The sequence below is a fragment of the Paenibacillus sp. BIHB 4019 genome, from assembly GCF_002741035.1.
In the GTDB taxonomy this organism is placed as follows: Bacteria; Bacillota; Bacilli; order Paenibacillales; family Paenibacillaceae; genus Pristimantibacillus.
Genome location: NZ_CP016808.1, coordinates 3,507,265 through 3,526,284 on the forward strand (window position 1 = coordinate 3,507,265; position 19,020 = coordinate 3,526,284).

The 19,020-nt window shown below is 45.5% G+C and carries 12 protein-coding genes and 1 riboswitch; of the genes, 5 read left to right on the forward strand and 7 right to left on the reverse strand.

Translation table 11 applies throughout. The features are described 5' to 3' along the window. Positions 1-27: 27 nt before the first annotated feature. From BBD42_RS14995 to BBD42_RS15015, 4 genes are all read left to right on the forward strand, one after another. Positions 28-489, forward strand: coding sequence for a hypothetical protein (locus BBD42_RS14995; protein WP_099518798.1), 462 nt, complete (start codon positions 28-30; stop codon positions 487-489). Positions 490-849: 360 nt separating this feature from the next. Beyond that, positions 850-934: riboswitch (cyclic di-GMP riboswitch) on the forward strand. Positions 935-947: 13 nt separating this feature from the next. Then, positions 948-1,763, forward strand: a complete 816-nt coding sequence (locus BBD42_RS15005) for a transglutaminase-like domain-containing protein (protein WP_099518800.1) — start codon at positions 948-950, stop codon at positions 1,761-1,763. 285 nt (positions 1,764-2,048) lie between these two features. Further along, entirely contained in the window at positions 2,049-7,922 is a 5,874-nt protein-coding gene (locus BBD42_RS15010) for an SdrD B-like domain-containing protein (RefSeq protein WP_172455504.1), read from the forward strand. Between the two features lie 216 nt (positions 7,923-8,138). Continuing rightward, positions 8,139-8,783, forward strand: a complete 645-nt coding sequence (locus tag BBD42_RS15015; protein ID WP_237163482.1) for a class D sortase — start codon at positions 8,139-8,141, stop codon at positions 8,781-8,783. A 93-nt stretch (positions 8,784-8,876) separates the two neighbouring features. Here the strand turns inward: BBD42_RS15015 and BBD42_RS15020 are convergent, their stop codons facing one another. The 7 genes from BBD42_RS15020 to BBD42_RS15050 form a co-directional block, all read right to left on the reverse strand. Beyond that, entirely contained in the window at positions 8,877-9,635 is a 759-nt protein-coding gene (locus BBD42_RS15020; RefSeq protein WP_099518802.1) for a GGDEF domain-containing protein, read from the reverse strand. Between the two features lie 75 nt (positions 9,636-9,710). Then, positions 9,711-12,686 (reverse strand): hybrid sensor histidine kinase/response regulator, encoded by a 2,976-nt coding sequence (locus BBD42_RS15025; protein WP_172455505.1) that lies wholly within the window; start codon positions 12,684-12,686, stop codon positions 9,711-9,713. A gap of 211 nt (positions 12,687-12,897) precedes the next feature. Further along, on the reverse strand, positions 12,898-13,782 hold the full coding sequence (locus tag BBD42_RS15030) for an STM4011 family radical SAM protein (protein ID WP_099518804.1): 885 nt from the start codon (positions 13,780-13,782) through the stop codon (positions 12,898-12,900). Further along, positions 13,779-15,137 (reverse strand): STM4012 family radical SAM protein, encoded by a 1,359-nt coding sequence (locus BBD42_RS15035; RefSeq protein ID WP_237163523.1) that lies wholly within the window; start codon positions 15,135-15,137, stop codon positions 13,779-13,781. The genes BBD42_RS15030 and BBD42_RS15035 overlap by 4 nt, the downstream gene beginning before the upstream one ends. 26 nt (positions 15,138-15,163) lie before the next feature. Next, on the reverse strand, positions 15,164-15,949 hold the full coding sequence (locus BBD42_RS15040) for an STM4013/SEN3800 family hydrolase (RefSeq protein WP_099518806.1): 786 nt from the start codon (positions 15,947-15,949) through the stop codon (positions 15,164-15,166). 29 nt (positions 15,950-15,978) lie between these two features. Then, the gene (locus BBD42_RS15045) at positions 15,979-17,184 is read right to left on the reverse strand and encodes an STM4014 family protein (RefSeq protein WP_099518807.1); all 1,206 of its coding nucleotides are present in this window, start codon (positions 17,182-17,184) and stop codon (positions 15,979-15,981) included. Next, positions 17,184-18,026 carry an STM4015 family protein gene (locus BBD42_RS15050; RefSeq protein ID WP_099518808.1) on the reverse strand — a complete coding sequence of 281 codons (843 nt, stop codon included), beginning with the start codon at positions 18,024-18,026 and terminating at the stop codon, positions 17,184-17,186. Before BBD42_RS15050 ends, BBD42_RS15045 begins: the two co-directional genes overlap by 1 nt. Positions 18,027-18,552: 526 nt before the next feature. Between BBD42_RS15050 and BBD42_RS15055 the strand changes: the two genes are divergently transcribed. Continuing rightward, positions 18,553-18,972 carry a hypothetical protein gene (locus tag BBD42_RS15055; RefSeq protein ID WP_099518809.1) on the forward strand — a complete coding sequence of 140 codons (420 nt, stop codon included), beginning with the start codon at positions 18,553-18,555 and terminating at the stop codon, positions 18,970-18,972. Positions 18,973-19,020 lie beyond the last annotated feature (48 nt).

The following is a 19,020-nucleotide window of genomic DNA, read 5'->3' on the forward strand; positions in this document are numbered from 1 at the left end:
CATGTCCAAAAGGAATGGTTGAAGAAGATGATGATAACCGGGAAGCGGCAAATGAACGTCATTCGCCATTTTCGCTATCCTGAGCTGGCTTGCTGTATAAGCGAGGGAGCCCAGCACCTACGACAGCTGAATTTGCATCAAATGACCGATTACACCATCGTTCGTGGCTTTTATACCCATCATAGAGGTCATTTCATTGGCATTACAGCTACTTCTGAGGGGCCTTTGTTTTTTTATGACAAGCAGTATTTTCAGCTTTCGGAAGGGAAATTTATGATTACTCTGGAGCATGATGATAAGCGGAACACGTTTTCTTTTTGGTGGGACGGGGTGGAGATCTGCCGCCTAAACTACCAGCGTCAGCTTTATCGTTATAATGAGGGAATCGTAGATGATGGTATTCGTGATTTTTTTGCGTGGCTTTATTTGTCGACAGGACCAAGGAAGTTTTGGAGATTCCAAAAATTTTACACGGTCAAAAGCAGCTAATCGCTGTTTCGGGTATCGGAATTTTATCAACCGACATAGGATTGATAAAACGCATGATGGAGTTGAAGTGAGATGGGCGCGGAACATTTGAAAGAATTTCAAAGCTTGAAGCACGAAGATGAAATGCGGTATATGCTCCTGCTAAGAGACGTAAAGGGCATGCTTAAAGAGCGGAAGGAAGAGCCTTTTATGAAACGGTTAAAGCGGAGATGGAAGAAGAAAAACCAGAAAATACAAGCCTCAGCCTGGAAATAAAAAAAGGTTTAACGTATTGTTTATTGCAAATAATGGGTATATACTAGAGATAATCATAGTTTAATATAAGGTAGTTTTTCTACCTAACACCACTTACAAAACTTTACACGATAACGGCAAACCTGTCGAAAGGCAGGGACGCAAAGCTAAAGGGCCTTCTCTATTATTAGATGGCAGCCTAGCCACCGAAGGGAGTTTTTTTTATGCGCAAAAGTTTAACGGTTATGATTTTGCTTGCATTGCTTCTGTCCGTGTTCCCTCAAGCAACTGCTCAAGTGGCAGCAGCAGCTGGGACAAGCTGGCTCGATGAATCCAATGTGGATAAAGGAAGCATCGGTATTCGTTATGAGGTCAAGTCGGGTGTAGATACAAGGCTGGTTGTAGCCAAAGACGGCAAAAATTATACGTATGCGCTCCGGGCAAGCCAGACAGAAGAGTGGTTCGCGCTTCAACTGGGCAATGGAGATTATACGATTACATTATTGGAAAACGTAAGTGGAACCAATAAATATAGAGCAGTTCAAACAGGCAAAGTTACCTTGAATTTGAGTGACAGCAGCCTCGTCTATTTGAACTCCATTCAAAATATTGATTGGAGCAGCAACAGCAAAGCGGTTAAGAAAGCATTGGAACTGACTAAGGGTGCAAAGACGGATACCGAGAAGGTAACGGCGGTTTACAATTACATTGTAGCGAATATTTCTTACGATCATCAGCTCGCGGCTAAGGTGACTAACGATTATTTGCCTCAAATCGATCGTACATTTAATTCGCAGAAAGATATTTGCTACGGCTATGCTGCATTAATGGCGGGCATGCTTCGCAGCTTGGACATTCCGGCCAAGATGGTGACAGGCAAAGCGTCCGATGTATCGAATTATCATGCCTGGAATGAAGTATATTTGGACGGCAAATGGATCACAATCGATACGACGCTTGATGCTGGCCTGAAGAACAGCAAGAAAGCGGGCAAAATGATTAAAGACAGCTCGCGTTATACGGCTGCTAAAGTTTATTAAACGGAAATAAACACATAAAACTCAATAGGTACACACAGAAGCTTCGTCTATCCTTTAAGGGATGGATGAAGCTTTTTTTGCTGTTATTTAGGCTGACGAGTGAAGGGGAGGCTTGTAAAGTTTTTGTACAGTTTGGCTGGATATAATTTTCTTATTTGAATATAAGGAGGAAGAGGATGGAAAAAGACGTGGTATTCGTAAGGTAATGCTTTTGTACTAGGCATGATCGGTATTCACAACAAGAGAGCAACTAGAGGAGATAGAGAAAAAGAGAGGATTGATGAGATGCCCGCAAGTAGACAGAGAGCGATCAGGCACAAGATTTCCTGGATCATGCTGCTCGTTTTGCTGCTGCAAGCTGCATTACAGCCATTCGCAGCACCCGCACAGGCAGCAGGCCCGATTACAGGGCTGACTTTTACAAAGACAGCCAGTGTGAGCACCGTTAATGTAGGAGATACCTTCAAGTATACGATCTTGTATCAGGCAGATGGAGCGACTCATGTCGGTAAGAATGTAACGATTGTTGATACAGTACCGGCACAGTTTGAAATTGTAGATGGCTGGGAGGACGGAGGCTGGGATACGAAAAACGGCCAAACGCTAACCGTCAATGCACATCCATTGCCTTCCGGTACTTCAGTGAAGCTGGAAATTCCCGTGAAAGCGAAGCCGACTGGCTCAAGCTCGGTTGTGCCTACGACGAATACGGCGACGATTACACTCGTTGATTCAGCAGAAAGTACAACGGCATCGGCGAATGTAACGATTAACGCGGACCCGAATCCGGTAGCTACACCAACGCCGACAGCAACACCGACGGCGACGCCAACTGCTTCAACCTACGACAAGTGGTGGGCTTATAAGAGCCAAGCTACTGGATTTGGCAGCACTGTTCCGATTATTGGCGGAGCGGTTGAGTATACGGTAGGCATTAAAGGCGAAGCAGGCAATGCTAACCCTGGCAGCTTGAAAAATGCGACGTTAGTCGATACGCTGCCGCCAGATGCTGTATATGTGAGTTCAACAGAAGGCGGAGTCTATGATTCAACAGCTCGCACGATCACTTGGTCGAATATTGAGCTTGCTTCCGGACAATCTTTCGAAGCGAAAGTATCGGTCACCTTCCCTGATGATTTAGGGTATGGTCATTCGACTGGAGCACCGCTGGAACGCAAAAATAATGTTGAAATATTGAGCGGCTATACGCTCGAGGGAGGCGGCTCGGTCACTGATCCTGACGCTGATGTGACGACTAAATTCGGAGAGCCAGTATCTGGCGTTTCCGGACTAACCAAGTCGCGCGTTTACCAGTATCGCTGGCATGGCCAAACACAGAAGTTCAACATCGGCGGCATCAGCAATACCGGAACGAATGTAAATACCTCTTTGTCGAACCTGGTATTGACAGATGTGCTGCCTGCGGAAATGGACTACAGCAGCATTAAAATGCCAAATGTGTTCACTTCCCAGCTTCGTTATAAAACTAGCGATGGTACGACTGAAACTTGGCATGCGTATAGCGGAAGCCTTGCCCCTAACGGCACAATTGCAGTGAGCACGACAGCTGGTACGAACCGCATTGTGCTAAATGCTGGCGAATTTTTGGTTGCCTTGGAGTGGTCATTCAGCACCCTAGCTCCAGGCGGTACAATTGGCGGCATTGAAATTACAGGGACCGTTAGAGATTTTGCTAATGGCACGAACGCCCCTGTCGTCCACGGCGATCAAGTAACGAATCAAGTCACGCTGGATTATCAAGCGCTGAATGTTACCATTCCGGGCCAATGGGATGACAAGCCTCAGAAAACGGCTCAGGCAGATTTCAACATCAACAATGAGAAGCCATGGCTTGTAGCTAATAAAGCAATTGGCGCGGGAAATTTCCGTCCACTCAGCACGGTGCCGTTCACGCTTACGGTCCGCAACGATATTAAAGCAACGGGACCTTATATTAATCCAGTTGTCTATGATCTATTGCCAACAAGCTTTGATTATTACACGAATCCTAAAATAGCTGATCCTGCTGCGGCATTGGCAGCCTCGTTTACATTTACGGGAACGCCTGCTGGAGCAAGTGCTCCAGAGCTGGAGCTTGTAGATAAAAACTGGAACGGTACGGGACGGACCCTTGTGAAATGGTCATGGTCCGACGGCACCTCTTTTGCTCCAGGAACAAGCTTTGAAATCGGCTATAAAGGCGAGGTTCGTGCTGGTACGCCTCAAGGTACTACCTACACGAACGATATGTATATTACAACAAGCGATCCAAATACAGAGTTCTGGCATACAGGAGATTCCGCACAGGATAATCCGCAAAGTTTGCCAGCGTGGCAAACACGCAACAATACGATTAAAGATACAGTTATAGGCTTTGATCCAACGGCGGGAACGGATGAATTTTTTGTTCATGCCTCAGCAAATGTAACGGTACGCAAAGCATCGCTCGTCCAGTCGACAAAATGGAATCAAGGCGATTTGGAGCCTATTTTCCGGGCATCAGATGATGCTACGTATGATGGAGAACCAGCTATTCCTGTACAGCCATTTGATTATGATGGCGATATCGAATACACCGAGTACCCGCGCTACAGCGTAACGTATGAAGGCGGAACAGCGGATTACAGATTGGCAGTTCGCAATAGCGGCAATACGAGACTCGGCGTCATTGATGTGCTGGATATTTTGCCGCATGTAGGCGATAATGCACTGCGCGTCAACAGCGGTTCGCCTTATGAAGCTAGGGGCTCCCAATGGCAGCCTAACCTAGCGGAAGTACTCTCTTCCGGCAATAAAACCTTTACATCCTCAGCGGCAGCGGGAAGCAGAACGGTAAGCTACACGCTGTCCGCGTATTACAGCAAGTCGGTTAATCAGGAGCAGGTTGTCAATTTCACGAATGTGAATGACAGCAAGCAAGGCTGGATCGAACAAGGAAATTACCAAAAGGATGATTTGACAGACATTAAGTCGCTCTACTTCCAACTGTCGAACATTGTAGGCAGTGATGGAGCATCTGGACTTGCGCCAGGCGACTATATCGTATTGGATTGGAAAATGGATGCCCCTGTAGGAGCACCGACAAATGAAGTAGCTTGGAACTCTTTTGCCATTCAAGCAACAGAAATCGGTGCAGGCAATGATGAAGGCAGCAAAATGCTTCCAACAGCGCCTAACAAAGTCGGCTTCCTGATTCACCCGAACGACGAGCATGTACCGCTGGGCGAAATCGGCAATTTTGTCTGGTTCGACAGCAACCGTGATGGCACGCAGGATGAAGAATATCCAGGCGACAGCGGCCAAGGTGCAGGTATTAACGGCATTACCGTAAATCTGTACAAAGCGGGCGAAACGACACCGTTCAAGTCAAGCAAGACAGGCTATCATTACAATGGAAGCCCAGGCTACTATTTGTTCCAGGGACTTGAGGCAGGCAATTATTTCGTAGAGTTTGTGCTGCCAGATCGCTACATGCCGACAACAGCTAATGTGCATGGCGCAGATCCAAGCCATACGAATGACAATGACTCCAACCTGGTAACGAAAGGCGCCACAGTAGACGGTTATACGCCATATCGTACGGATACGATCAGCTTGGGTACTGCTGGTAAAATTCCGACAATCGATTTGGGCTTAATCGAAACAGCATCACCTACTGGCGACTCATACCCTTCCATCACGTTTGAGAAAGAAATTACGAGCGTGACGCAAGGCTCCTCCACAATTGCTCCATCGCAGCAATATGTAGTGGTAGGAAACGATGTGCATTATAAGCTTTCTTTGAAAAATACATCTTCTGTTACTTTGCATAATTTTAAAATTTCAGATGCGCTTGATAGACTGCAAGCCGGCTTTGCGTTTACTAAGCTGACGTATAATGGCGAGGAAATTGCCTTGAATGGCGGCAGCCATGACAGACCAGACATTATTGGCCAGCTAGCTAACAGCGGAACAAATCCGTCTATTGTCATTAAAAATCTTGCAGCAGGAGCGGGATTGACGCTTGAAGGCGTATACCGCGTCACGAGTGCGGATTTGGATTTGACAGATTTGGATAATGTAGCAACTGTATATTACAATGAATCCCCTGATCCAATTAAGGATGAGGCTAGCATTCCGACAGCAGGGCTTAAGATTGAGAAAAGAGGCAGTGCAGTCGCTGTATCCGATACAGCAGCAGGAAGCTGGATTAACTACACGGTTAAAGTAACGAATACAGGCAAACGCGATTTAACGAATGTTGTGATTACCGATACGAAAGTTTCCGGCATACCGAGCATTCCATCGCTAAAATCTGGGGAATCGAAGGAATTTACGTATTCCTATCAAGTAACATCAGTAGATACAGCAGCGGCTTCCATTATCAATGTGGCTAAAGCGGTATCGGATGAAACGCCGCCAGTGACGGCTGAGCATGAAATACCTGTCGTTTCAGATGAGCGTGGCACTATCGGCAACTATGTATGGCTTGACCGTAATGAAGATGGGCTGCAAGATGCAGCGGAAACAGGCATCAATGGCATTATCGTTAAGCTTTATGACGATGCAAACCATGTATTGGCTGAGACCGTGACGCATGATGAAAATGGCAAGCCAGGATTTTATTTGTTTGCTGGACTGCCGCAAGGCGATTATCATGTCCAGTTCATCATTCCGGCAGAATACGGCGTAACGAAGCCGGAAGCTGGAGCGGCAGATGTGGATTCCAACAAAACGGATGGCCAAGGCATAACCGAGGTCATTACGATTGGACCAGCAGGCTGGAATGATCTGACGATTGATTTGGGTCTTGTTCCACGCGGCGAAATCGGGAATTATGTATGGCTCGACCGCAACCGTGATGGCTTGCAGAACGAAGATGAGAAAGACGGAATTAATGGCATTGTAGTGAAGCTGTATAAAGGCAGCAGCACAGGTACGCCTGTAGCTGAAACTACAACAGCGAATGATGAAAGCGGCAAGCCGGGTTATTATTTGTTCGATAATTTGCTTGCAGGCGAATATTATGTTCAATTCGTTTTGCCAAGCGATTATGTGAAAACAAGCGCGGAGCAAGGAGCGAACGCAGCTCTTGATTCCAACGCAACGGATGCAGACGGCATAACAGCCAAAATCGTGATTAATGAAACGGCTGGCTGGGTTGATCATACGATTGACCTTGGCGTAGTTGCCAAAGGGGTTATTGGCAATTATGTATGGTTTGACCGTAATGACAACGGCAAGCAAGATGAACTGGCTGCGGACGGACAAAATGGCGTTACCGTACAGCTTTTTGATCAAAACAAAGTACAAATTGGAGAAACTACTACGGCAAATGATGCGAGTGGAAATCCTGGTTACTATTTGTTTGATCAATTGCCAGGCGGACAATATTTTGTGAAATTTATTGTGCCAGTCGGGTATATTGTAACGAAGGCTGAGGCAGACGGTGTTTCTGCTGAGGAAGATTCAAACAAACAGGTAGATGAATACACAGAAATTATCGTTATTGGTGAAGGAGCGCCTCGTGGCTGGGAAGACTTGACGATTGACCTTGGACTTATTTATAAGCCAACTAGTCCAGGTGGCAATTCAGGCAACCCATCAGTACCAACGCCGACACCTACACCGACGCCAACAGTGACACCGTCTCCTACACCGACTCCTGTTGTAACGGAGACGCCAACAGCGACACCGACGCCGGTTGTACCAAGTCCTGAGCAGTCAGGCACACCGACACCAGCGCCAACAGCGACTCCTGTCGTAGAGAAAGATAAGACACAGGAAAATACGCCAGTTGAAGGTAAAGTTGACGTGCCAAAAGGTGGAAATGTGGACGTTGGCAAGCAACCGGAGCATGGACAAGTAACGGTTGACGACAATGGAAAATGGGTATATACGCCTGATCCAGGCTATACAGGCAAAGATGATTTCTCCATTATTGTAAAAGATACTGACGGCAACGAAGAGGAAATTTTGTTTGAAATTGATGTGGATGAAATCCCGCTCGGGGTAGTGGAGGATTCGGATGAAGATGGAGCTGGAAATAAGCCAGCACCGAATAACCAAGGCACACTTCCGAAGACAGGTGAGTCCAGTCAATTGCCAATTCAGCTCGCAGGTGCTGCATTAATTGCCCTCGGAGCTATATTGCTTAGAAAAAAACGCTCACGTCCTTAAGCGTAATGTAGCAAGCTTTATAAGAGTAGAAAAATTTTGATACGGTACGCATTCTACTCTACACACATGGCCTCCAAAACGAAGATTTTACATTCGTTTTGGAGGTTTTTTTATAGAAGCGTGCAGCCTGTAGAGAAACTGTAGAGCCAGGCTCTGCATAATAGAGAAGCCTATTCCGTTTAGTTAAGAAACATATAAGCAGAGGGAGTTGAGAATTTGCGTAAAATCGCAATAACATTGGTAGCGCTTGGAGTGCTGCTGCTCATTTATCCGCAGTGGAATGAATGGATGGCAGATCGGGAGCAAGAGAAGCTGCTAAAAGAAGCGCTGCTGCTCATGGATACGCCCGAGCCTGTAAATACGGGGGCCGCACAAAGCTACGCACAGCTGAATGATATGCTAAATGCAGGAGAAGAAGCCGAGGATGAAGCAGCTTCCCTATTAAACGATTTTCAAAATGGCAAGCCCATTGCAACGATTACGATAGATCGTATTGATGTTTTATTACCGATTTTAGATGGCGCTACTAAGGCGAATATGAAGCATGCAGCTGTACATATGCGAGAGACCGCTATTTTTGGGGAGGAGGGCAATGCAGCTGTAGCAGCACATCGTGCCCATACAACCGGAAGGTTATTTAATCGGCTGAATGAAGTGGAAATTGGCGATGATATTGTTGTGCAGACGAGCACTGCCAAATTTATTTATAAAGTGTACGAGACGTTAATTGTGGAGCCAACCGAATTATCAGTTTTAGATAGTGTCCCGGGAGAAAATATACTTACACTCATTACCTGTGATCCGCTCATTAATCCGACGCATAGGCTAATTGTACACGCCCGTCAAATAGAGACACTTTAGAGGAACTCGATTAATTAATAGGAAAGAAAAAGCAAGGAGTAACTCTCAATCCACGGAATAAATGGACGAAGTAGAACTCCTTGCCTTTTGGCTTTATGGCTTAGCTTGATTAATATTGCCGTATTTTTCTTTGGGGAGCTTGCTTCTGCCTTCTCGGAAGACAAAAAATCCATTTTTGCCTTGTTTCTTGGCCACATACATCGCAGCGTCCGCTTCTTTTACAAGCATATCATGCTCAGCGTTGCGAGCTGTGCACATCCGAATACCGATACTAACCGTAATTAACACGTGATAACCTTCGACTGCATAAGGCGTCGTCAGTTTATCCAAAATTTGCGTGGCAGCCCGTTTTGCCATTATAGGATCGCAGTTTTTGAGAATCATTACGAACTCATCACCGCCAAGCCGGAATAACTCACGGCGTTTTTTAGACTCCACCTGTTGTAAGCGAACGCTGACCTCCCGAAGCAGTGCGTCTCCAACATGATGACCGAAGCGATCATTTATTTCTTTAAAGTGATCCAGATCGAGATAGAGAATGGCCATACTTTTTTTGCTGCGATATGTTTTCCAGAATTGTTCAAGCCCATGACGATTATATAGACCAGTAATACCGTCCCTAAAAGCTAGCTTCTTCAATACTGCTCTCTCAACAAGCATGGCACGCATTATTATGATTAGTACGGTAATGATGATGACCATAAAGGTGTTGAAGAAGAATGGAAGGTTCTGGTTAGAGTAGATTGGCTCGGGGAGTCTGAACAGTTGCGTGAAAAACAGCACCAGCATTCCCGTTATTGCGGCAATCATAATGGAGGTCGGGAAAATCTTAACCCATTTTTTTAAGCGCATGTTTTATCACCATATTTATTTTTTGTGTTCCCCCAACATTATACACGCAACTTCTATACAATTTCTATACTTGTTCTATAACTCATTTGAATTTCCATCATTGGCTGAGGATTTTGGGACTGTAAAGCTTACAAATGTGCCTTGCTTTTCTGTGCTTTCAATGCGTAATCCCTTGCCGTATAACTGTTTTAAGCGACGGTCAGTATTGCGCAGGCCAATCCCTCCACGGCTTTGCTCAAGCACGTTCCTAACCTTTTCCTCCTCCATACCTACCCCATTATCTATAATCGCGATTTCAATATAATCGCCGTATTCTTTCAGGCGAATACGCACGCTGCCTCCGCTTGAACGGGCGAGCACGCCGTGACGCACGGCATTTTCTACAAGCGGCTGAATGGAAAGCGGCGGAATGCGTAGCCACGGCAGTTCATCAAGCTCCCATTCAATTTGCAGGCGATTGCCGAAGCGTTCTTTCTCTATGAAAAGATAGGAATGAAGCAGGTCGAGCTCATGCTGAAGCGGAACTACGCGCTCTGAGTTTTTCATATCAAAGCTCGCTCGCAAATATTTCCCGAATTCCTCCAGCAATTGCACCATTCGCGATTGGTCAATTACACTTAAGGAGGCAATGGAATTTAACGTATTAAATAGAAAATGGGGTTGAATCTGCGCTTGAAGCCAAGCAGCCTCAATACGCAGCCGCTCATTTACCGTTTGTTTGAGGTCAGTTAGAGCTTGTACACGAGACCTGAGCTCCATTGCATCGACAGGCTTAGTAACATAATCATTTGCCCCTGCCATAAAACCTGTGTTGACATCCTCAGGACGGCTGCGAGCAGTTAGCAATAATATAGGAAGCTCAGAAATGCTGAATCGTTTGCGAATCGTTTGGGTCAACTCATAGCCCGACATTTGCGGCATCATAACATCGGCGATAATGAGATCCCATTCCTTCGTTTCAAGCAGCTTGAGTGCTTCCTTGCCGCTGGTGACGGTAGCCACTTCATAAAACTCTGAATCCAGCAAGTTGAATAATATTTTCAAGTTAACAGGATCATCATCCACGGCGAGCACAGCAGCTTTATTTTGCTGTGTTTCTGAAGCCGCTTTTCTCTGATCAAGGCGCACTAATTGCGAATCGGCGGCAATGACGGACTTTACAGATAAGGCTGCTTCAACTGCGCTTGGCAGTATAAATTCCGGTTCGTCAGCAGCTGAGTGGGGGTCAAGGAGCATGGTGAAGGTGAAAGTAGAACCTTTACCAGGGATCGAATATACCGTTAGCTTGCCTCCATGAAGCTCGACTAACTGCCTGCAAATGCTGAGTCCGAGGCCAAATCCGCCGCTCATAGCCGTCATGCTAGAATCGCCTTGCTCGTAAGCTTGGAAAATAGTGCGCTGCACGTCCGCCTCTATGCCGACGCCTGAGTCCTGTATGTGGATATAGGCTTTATCGCCAATAGCTTCTGCATGAACACTAACGTGTCCCTCGTTCGTAAATTTAACAGCATTATGGATGAGATTAAATAAGATCTGAATCAGCCTGTTTTCATCCGCGATTATTTTAGGAAATGAACGGGAAATATTCATTTCAAGCCGGACAGGCTTGTCCTCAGTTAAATAACGCAGCATATCGAATACACCGGAAATAATGTTTTGCAGCCGGACGCTTTCCTTATTCAAATGAATATCTCGATCCTTCAGACGCGTCACATCGAGCAAATCATTAAGCAGCAGCGACATGCGGCGTCCTACGGTGATGAGCAGCATTAAATTGTTTTTGCTTGCTTCACTAATGGAATGGGTAGTGCTAGCCAATACGGTCTGCGCCATATTAATCATGCCATGAAGCGGATTCCTCAGCTCGTGAGAAGTATTAGCGAGAAATTCATCTTTCGCTTTATCGGCTTTTTGCAGTTTGAAAGCAAGCTGTTCCAAATTGGTTCTTGTTTGCAGAAATTGTTTGAACCAGAAGGAGGCAAAGCAGATAAAAGCAAAAATTAAATCAAATGGATAATAAGGCAAATCCGAGCCAAATCTTAACTTGACCGAGCCCCAAAAAATGCTGGAAGCAACGCTCATAGCTGCGAATAGGAGAAAAATCATATGCTCTTCGCCCTTAAGTGCCAGGCGCAGAATCATAATAAGAATAAAAAGAGACGGTACGGTAACTGCAGCAGCCATATAAGGTAAAAGAGTAATTGCATAATGGAATGGCAATATTGCAATGGCAAGCGTATAAAGGAAGCATAAAAATAAATAGACCCGTACCGCTTTGCCTTTCTGATAAACAGCGAAGAAGCTTGCAGAAAACGTTAATAGCAACGTGGACGCGCCAATCATAGCAATCATTAGCCCTTTTATAGTCCAATGTAAAGAGATTGGAAGCCACATCGTAAGCAAGCGGTTGTCATCAAGAAGCGTGCCTGTCATCATGCAGAAAACCACAATGGCAAAATAAAAAAGCTCTTTCTTCCGAACTCCAAGCAAAGGCAGCAGGCCAACGTAAATAAGATGAAGCAAATAGATGACTGCGACCATAAGCTGCATAGCAATTAAAAAATTATTCTCGTATTGAACGGAGGCAAGCGTCCCAAACTTAATCGGTTTGGTTATGCCGCCCCCTGCAGGGAAATCATAATTGGACACATGCAGCACAATATTCATTTCATGTGTTCCTGTAATAGATGCGATATGGGGATACATCTTTCCCACATGCTCTTGCTTATTTTCTGAAGGTTGACCAAGCTTGGATACAGAACGCCCGTTAACGAATAGCTCATAGCTGCTGGATACAACCATCATTTCCATTCCATACTGGTCAACGTTATTGTCAGGCAGCAAAAGCTTGAGACGATAAGTGCCGAAGCCAAAGCCGGTACGATTTGAATTATTGTCCGAATAACTGCCCCATGCAGCAGGAACGACAGCCCAGCTTTTGTCAGTAGGGATGGAACTAAATGGCTCAGGTGGGAGAAAAGCATCCGGATAAAACTCCCACTGTCCATTAAGCCGAATCGTTTCCCCATCTATAAAATGCCAGTTGCGCAAATCAAGTACACCTTGTTTGGCAACAGGATGGACAGGGGGCTTATGCGCTGCATTCCAAGCGAAATGCAGACCAGTTAGAAAACTTGCGAATAGCAAGATATAAATGAAAAGTCTGATTTTTGGATAGTTTTTGAGTATCATATTAGTTATAATTCGACAGAAATAGACAAGTTCCTTTACAGGGAAAATCTAGGGGAAACAGAAACCAGTTTTATGAAGTGATTACTTTTTGCTTATGCTGAAAATGTGCCGGAATTCGTTCTAGCAGACTGTCTGCATAGATGCTTCCAAGCTCCAGCTTTGGTATATGGATATAGCCGATATAGCATCCGCATTTCTTCATGCCGCAAGGCCGTTCTGCGGATAAGCCTTCCAGTCCGTCTCGATAGAGTTGACCGATAATACGCCGATCTTTGTAGCAATGTTTGACGACACCGCTTCCTTGAACATAAAACACAGAGGAGCCAGCGGAGCAGCGTTGCCCGAAGCTATCGTAATCTCTTGTATTCCATAGAAAATAAGGATCAACGGCTTCAAGCCGTACAATTTCCGCCTCTGTGTAATAATTGGGCTTATCTTTAAAAGCATTCACCCAAACGTATACATCCTCTGGCAGGCTGCTCCGCAGCGCTTCAATTTGCTCAAAGGCGCTCCGCAGCCCTACCGTTCCAACGCTAAAATTAAGCCCTTGTTGGTACAATTGCATGCATTGTGACAGCATCTGGCTAAGCGTCGTCTGACCGGGGTGGTAAGTAACCCAAAAAGCAGCTTTCTCCGGGTTTAGCCGGTTTGTCCAGTCCAGCTTCGTAGAGAGATTTGTCTGAACAGCTACTTTGGAAACATGGGACATATGTGACAGCTCAATCATAGCCTCGCGGTACCAGCGATGGATCAGGGCTTCGCCATAAGGGTTGAAAAAAATAGACAATTCATGGCCGGCGCGACCTTGCTCCCGAACCCAATCCATGAACGTATGCAATTGCTCCTCATCCTTGCGAAGCGTAGCGGAACTGTCTTTATTTTTGCTAAATGGGCAGTAGGGACAGTCATAGTTGCAGGAAGAAAGCGATCCCCGAAAATACAGCACCGCCTTCATGACAGCTCGTACCCTTCCATCAATTCTCTAATTTCACCAGAAATAAATTCATCGCCGATTGCATCGGAATAAGCCATGCCAAGCTCCGTTAGACGAAGGGTTTGCCCGGCGTCCATTATTTGCGCAAAACCGAGTTGAATCAGTTCAGCCAGTTCGGAGTGATCGGCTAGTGCTTCGCTGCCAAAACGTTCTGAATAGCTTGCAAGTAACAAGCCTTCGGCATGCAGCAGCGCTTTTAAAACAAACCGCCGCTTCTGTTCAGCGACATTTAATATAAATCCGTAATTCGCGGATTGGAAATTTTCTGTGGAAACATAATCGGCAATGATGCTTCTTGTAGCCGCTGCGCTTACACCATAACGGGATGCATAGTGCACTTCACGCGTATAAGAGCGCGCACCGCAGCCGAGTCCTGCCATACCTTCCTCCTGACAGCTAAACGGTAAAATATTTTTGTGCGTAAACGTTATTTCTTTAGCGAACCGCCGCATGGAAAATTGCTTATAGCCTGCCGCCTTAAGGCGTTCGCATGCAATATGATAGAGTTCCAGCCGTGCATCGATGCCTTGGCGCTGAATTTGGTCTGGTTTTAGAATAGTATGCTCTCGCGTATATAACGGGTAAATGAAAATTTCTCCTGGAGAGAAGCTAATTGCTTTCTCTAGCGAATAAATCCATGAATCGGTCGTTTGGCCCGGCAAACCATAAATCAGATCAATGTTCAGCAATGGAAAATCAAAAGCTTGCAGCATAGTAATGGCTTGTTCAGCAAGCTTAGGCTTCTGCGGGCGATAAATCGCTGAGGCCTCTTCATCGATAAAGCTTTGCACACCAATGCTGACCCGGTCAGTTCGGCGGTCTTTTAAAATTTGCAGCCGCTCTTCACTTACTGTATCAGGAGAGGTTTCCACGGAAATAGACGCCTGCGATGTATCCAGCCCCATAATATCTTCGGCAATTGTGAACAGCCGATTTAGCTGAGTAGCTTCAAGCAGCGTAGGCGTGCCGCCGCCAATGGCGAAGCGGGAAAAAGGCTTTCCTGTAATAATAGGAGCCCACTGCAAAGCTTGGCGTTCAAGTGCGTCTACATACTGCTCATGCACATGGGTACGGCGATCAGGCAGCGTAAATAAATTGCAGAATCCGCAGCGCACGCCACAGAAAGGGATATGCATATATAAAAAATAATAATCAGCCGGTTCGTGCTTCCAGAGCTCATCAAGGGGCAACGCCGGCGTTATTGGCCGATAAGCAGTCTTATGCGGATAGGAATAAAGATAGGAGCGGTAAGGGGAGGCGAACCAGCGCTTGCCCCATTCCGGCAAATCTGCTGGTCTCGTTAGTGATGTTGGCATAGACATCCGGCATCTCTCCTCTTTCATTATAAAATAAATTCACGGTACGGGACGTTCCATACAACCTCATGTGCCAGTCGATGGCCGTCATATCCGTCTTCGCCATAGGCAGTTCCATGATCGGAGAAGGCAAGGCAAAGGGTTTTGCCGCGGCTTCGCAGCGCATCGAACAATATGCCAAGCTGGCTGTCTACGTATCTCAGTGCTGCACGCTGTGACTCAATGGAGTCTTTTCGTGATCCGCCAGGGAGAAAATAATGATTCGGCCCATGAATAGCTGAGACGTTTAGGAACAGAAACAATCTTTTATGGGGATCAGCATTTTCCAGCAGCTTTAGAGCATGATTAACTTGATGTTCAGTAGAACGAGGGTTGGTAACACCAAAAGTCATGCGCCAGTAGCTTTCTTGAAAATATCCGGGAAGTACTTTTGCAAGCTTGTTTTTCTTAGTGAAAAAAATGACGCCTCCAATACATATCGTTCGGTAACCTGCTTCGGCAAGGCCGCTTACAAGATCAGGTGCATCAAACTGCCACGTATGGGGATGTGTTTTTAAGCCTGTATTTTTGGTATGGAATAATCGCACATGCGATGCTTTATCTGTATTAGCGGGTGTAGGGAGAAAGCCGCCAAAAAAGGCGTGATGTGCAGCATATGTAAAGCTGCCAGGCGTATGCCGCTTCTCCCATGGTCCATCTGCACATAAGTTGCGGCAGTTGGATTCTTCGAGCTTGGCTACATCATAACGCAGCGTATCGAGCGTAATCATGACAATATCATGGGAGCCCACGATCTGGTTCATATCAATCATCCTGAGCATCCTCTCTACGTAAGCTTTTACTACTTTAAATTAGACATTTGCCATTCGTAAGTATTCATTCCCTTATGCTCGGCATGATAAAGCAAATCGCCGAAGGGATTAACATCGCATATGTAGACCCGGCCCCGTTTTTTTTGTACAAGGACATCAATTCCCGCGACCGACGAACCAGTGAAAGCGGCAAGTGCGGATACTGCGGTAGCTTCAACCTGTTCTTTCAATTCAGTTGGCAGCGTGCCATCTGTTATGAAAAGCCGCTCATTGCGCAAATGCAAATTAGTAATTGGCGTGCGGCTTAGCCTTGCCAATGCATGGCAAGGGGAACCGTTAACGACAAGCTGCCTAATATCGTAGCTGCTGCCATTAATACTGTCTTTTTCAATCCAACGCTCAATTTGAGCACCTTCACCGCATACCCAATCAATAATTAAGCGGATCGTTGAATGATCGGTGTAACGCCGCAATTTACCAGAATTGTAGTAAAGCTGTTCGCCGTTATGTTGTTCTACACCAACCGTTGTAATTGCAATTTCTGACCCGGTTGCAGGATGCCGCTGATAAGCGATAATGCCTGAGGCTGCAGAGCCATAAGCAAGCTTAATGAATAAGCGGTTCATGCGGCTTGATTGAACAGCCGCCAGCAGCGATTCATAATCTTGAATAGAGCCAGCAGGAGCTGGCAGAGCAGGTGTGGGAACACCATTTTGTGAAAGCAGCTGCTGGCAGCGACGCTTGTCGAACATAACGGCAACATCCGCCGGATCGTTGACCCAGCGGATAGGAAATTCACTTTGCTGTGCAGCTTCACGGAGCTCGGCCAGCAAACGGCAGTAGCCACGGTACCATTGCCCTGGAAAAAGAATTCTTCCATATTGTTCGGGAAGCCGCAATGACTCGGCCGCAGTAACCGATAAGCCGCTGCTTAAATCTTTCCTGCTGCTCTCGAATTCTGCTCCCCAAGCAATTAATTCACGCTCCACAAGTGGATTTTCCCCGGGAGCCTCCAGCCGGATAATAATAGGCTTTCCTTCAAGGGGCTGTGAGTTTGCTGCCATCTGCTGAATCAATTCTCCTAAATGAATAGAACGTTTCAGCAAATCCGAATAAGGAAGAACGATAGCGGGAGGAAGCCCAAGCTTGTGTCTGGCAGCTTGTAGGCCAAGCGTACGTTTGTTGCCCGGGTTCCCAATTATCAAATAGGGCTGTATAGAAGCGGAAGCGGCCATTATTCCGTAATGAAGGGATAGCGCCAGTCATCCTCATCAGCATCTTGTTCATCGCTAAGATCAACAGAAAGACCAGTAGCTTTCCAGCGCTCAATCATTTTTTCGCTCATATAGTGGTAATTAAGATCTAAATGTTTAAGCTTCTTAACCCGCTCGCTCGTTATGAGAGCTTCTGCGCCTACGTCGGTTAGTGTGCCGTAAGACAAATCAAGCGTATCCAATTGGTCAACAATTGGTGAGTCAGCAATCGCAATAGCTATCTCATCCTGAATCTCGCTATTTTTTAAACCCAAATAGGTGAGCTTAGGAAATAGCTCAGGTTTTGCGACTGCCAAAACCTCTTGCAGCGATGCATCAAACCCATAATTATCTACACCGAGAAAAAGCTCGAGTCTGCGAAGCTCGGGAAGCTGGGAGCCAGCAATTTGTTTAATTACACTTTTCGGCAATCCGCCGCAAATAATTTTTAGTTCTTGAAGTGCTGCATGCTTCAGGGGCTCAAAGCTTAAATTAGTGCTTCCTTTAACCGTCAGGGAACGAAGATTAGGGTAGGCCTCAAGCAGTGGAGCGATGTTCGTCTGATTAATCCAGGATACTTCGCATTCCTCCGATTCCATATCTCCAAGAAACACGCTGCTTAATCCTGTGAAAATATGTTTGTGCTTAATGAGTGATTCGATGGCATCTTCAGGGCCGTTCTCATAGGCCTGTCCCCAATCGCCGATCGTAAGGACGGAAATGTTAGCTGCGTTCGGTTTTTCAGTGAGCTGTTCAATAAGCTGGGAAATGCGAACACCATTTTCATATTCATCGTAATCAACGGATAAACGAATCTCAATCATTCATAATCCCTCCAAAAGTTTCCATGTCAAAATTAAAAATAACACGCTCTGCTCAGCAGCGTCAATCCAGCTGCTTTCCTGAAAATGATTAAAAAACAATTTAGCATTAAGGCAAAGTTTCCAATAGAGGGTTATACCCAAACTAAGGGATGATCAAACATTCTTTTTTTAATGAATTAACAAATCCAAATAATCAAATGCAGAAGGAAGACGCTGGAATTTCATTGACTAAGAACATATGTTCCTGTAATATGAATTATAGAACCTATGTTCTCTTTTGGCAAGCCATAAATAGTAAAGGGCAATTAAACATACATGATGACGAAATATTAAAAATTTATGCATCGAGTTCTACAGCTGCAATATGTGTAAATAGTCTATGTCACGTATTTTCGAGTGTAATTGGTCCTAGCTGTTTAGAGATAATTTCATTATTTCCTCCTAATGGCATGAAGGGCGTCCTTTCCTTATTATGGTACTATTATGGTAGTCAGGGGACATTATAAGTATCCGGAGGTAGTCAGTCATGATTGTGTACATAACAGTTAAGAGCCTTGGTAAGAAGAAAAGCTATTTAGATCGTCTCGAATGGACATTTGCAAATAAACCGGATACGTTGAAAGCGCTAATTACGGACCTGATTACTGTAAATGTTCAGAAATTCAATCAGAAGGAGACGGATGTTCCGCTTGTGCCATATTTAACGCAGAGTGATGTAGAGCTGCAAGCCGAGACGGGAAAAGTCGGTTTTGGCTCTATATATAATGAGCAAAGGGCGAGCTTAGATGAAGCGCTCTGCACCGCATTGCTGGCGTTTGAAGATGGACTATACAAGGTATTTATTAATGGCGATGAAATCGAACAAATGGATAGTCCTTTACATATACAGGATGGAGACGATCTCGCATTGATTCGATTTACAATGTTGGCAGGTAGAATGTGGTAGCCAGATTGGTTCATATTTCAATTTAGATATACAGGAGGCTGTTACAAT

Bases quoted from the DNA above. Each gene is read 5' to 3' on its own strand.
- BBD42_RS15040 (WP_099518806.1), bottom strand. From the start codon at position 15,949: ATGATTGATATGAACCAGATCGTGGGCTCCCATGATATTGTCATGATT.
- BBD42_RS15020 (WP_099518802.1), bottom strand. From the start codon at position 9,635: ATGCGCTTAAAAAAATGGGTTAAGATTTTCCCGACCTCCATTATGATT.
- BBD42_RS14995 (WP_099518798.1), top strand. From the start codon at position 28: ATGATGATAACCGGGAAGCGGCAAATGAACGTCATTCGCCATTTTCGC.
- BBD42_RS15045 (WP_099518807.1), bottom strand. From the start codon at position 17,184: ATGGCCGCTTCCGCTTCTATACAGCCCTATTTGATAATTGGGAACCCG.
- BBD42_RS15050 (WP_099518808.1), bottom strand. From the start codon at position 18,026: ATGATTGAGATTCGTTTATCCGTTGATTACGATGAATATGAAAATGGT.
- BBD42_RS15035 (WP_237163523.1), bottom strand. From the start codon at position 15,137: ATGCCAACATCACTAACGAGACCAGCAGATTTGCCGGAATGGGGCAAG.
- BBD42_RS15010 (WP_172455504.1), top strand. From the start codon at position 2,049: ATGCCCGCAAGTAGACAGAGAGCGATCAGGCACAAGATTTCCTGGATC.
- BBD42_RS15030 (WP_099518804.1), bottom strand. From the start codon at position 13,782: ATGAAGGCGGTGCTGTATTTTCGGGGATCGCTTTCTTCCTGCAACTAT.
- BBD42_RS15005 (WP_099518800.1), top strand. From the start codon at position 948: ATGCGCAAAAGTTTAACGGTTATGATTTTGCTTGCATTGCTTCTGTCC.
- BBD42_RS15055 (WP_099518809.1), top strand. From the start codon at position 18,553: ATGATTGTGTACATAACAGTTAAGAGCCTTGGTAAGAAGAAAAGCTAT.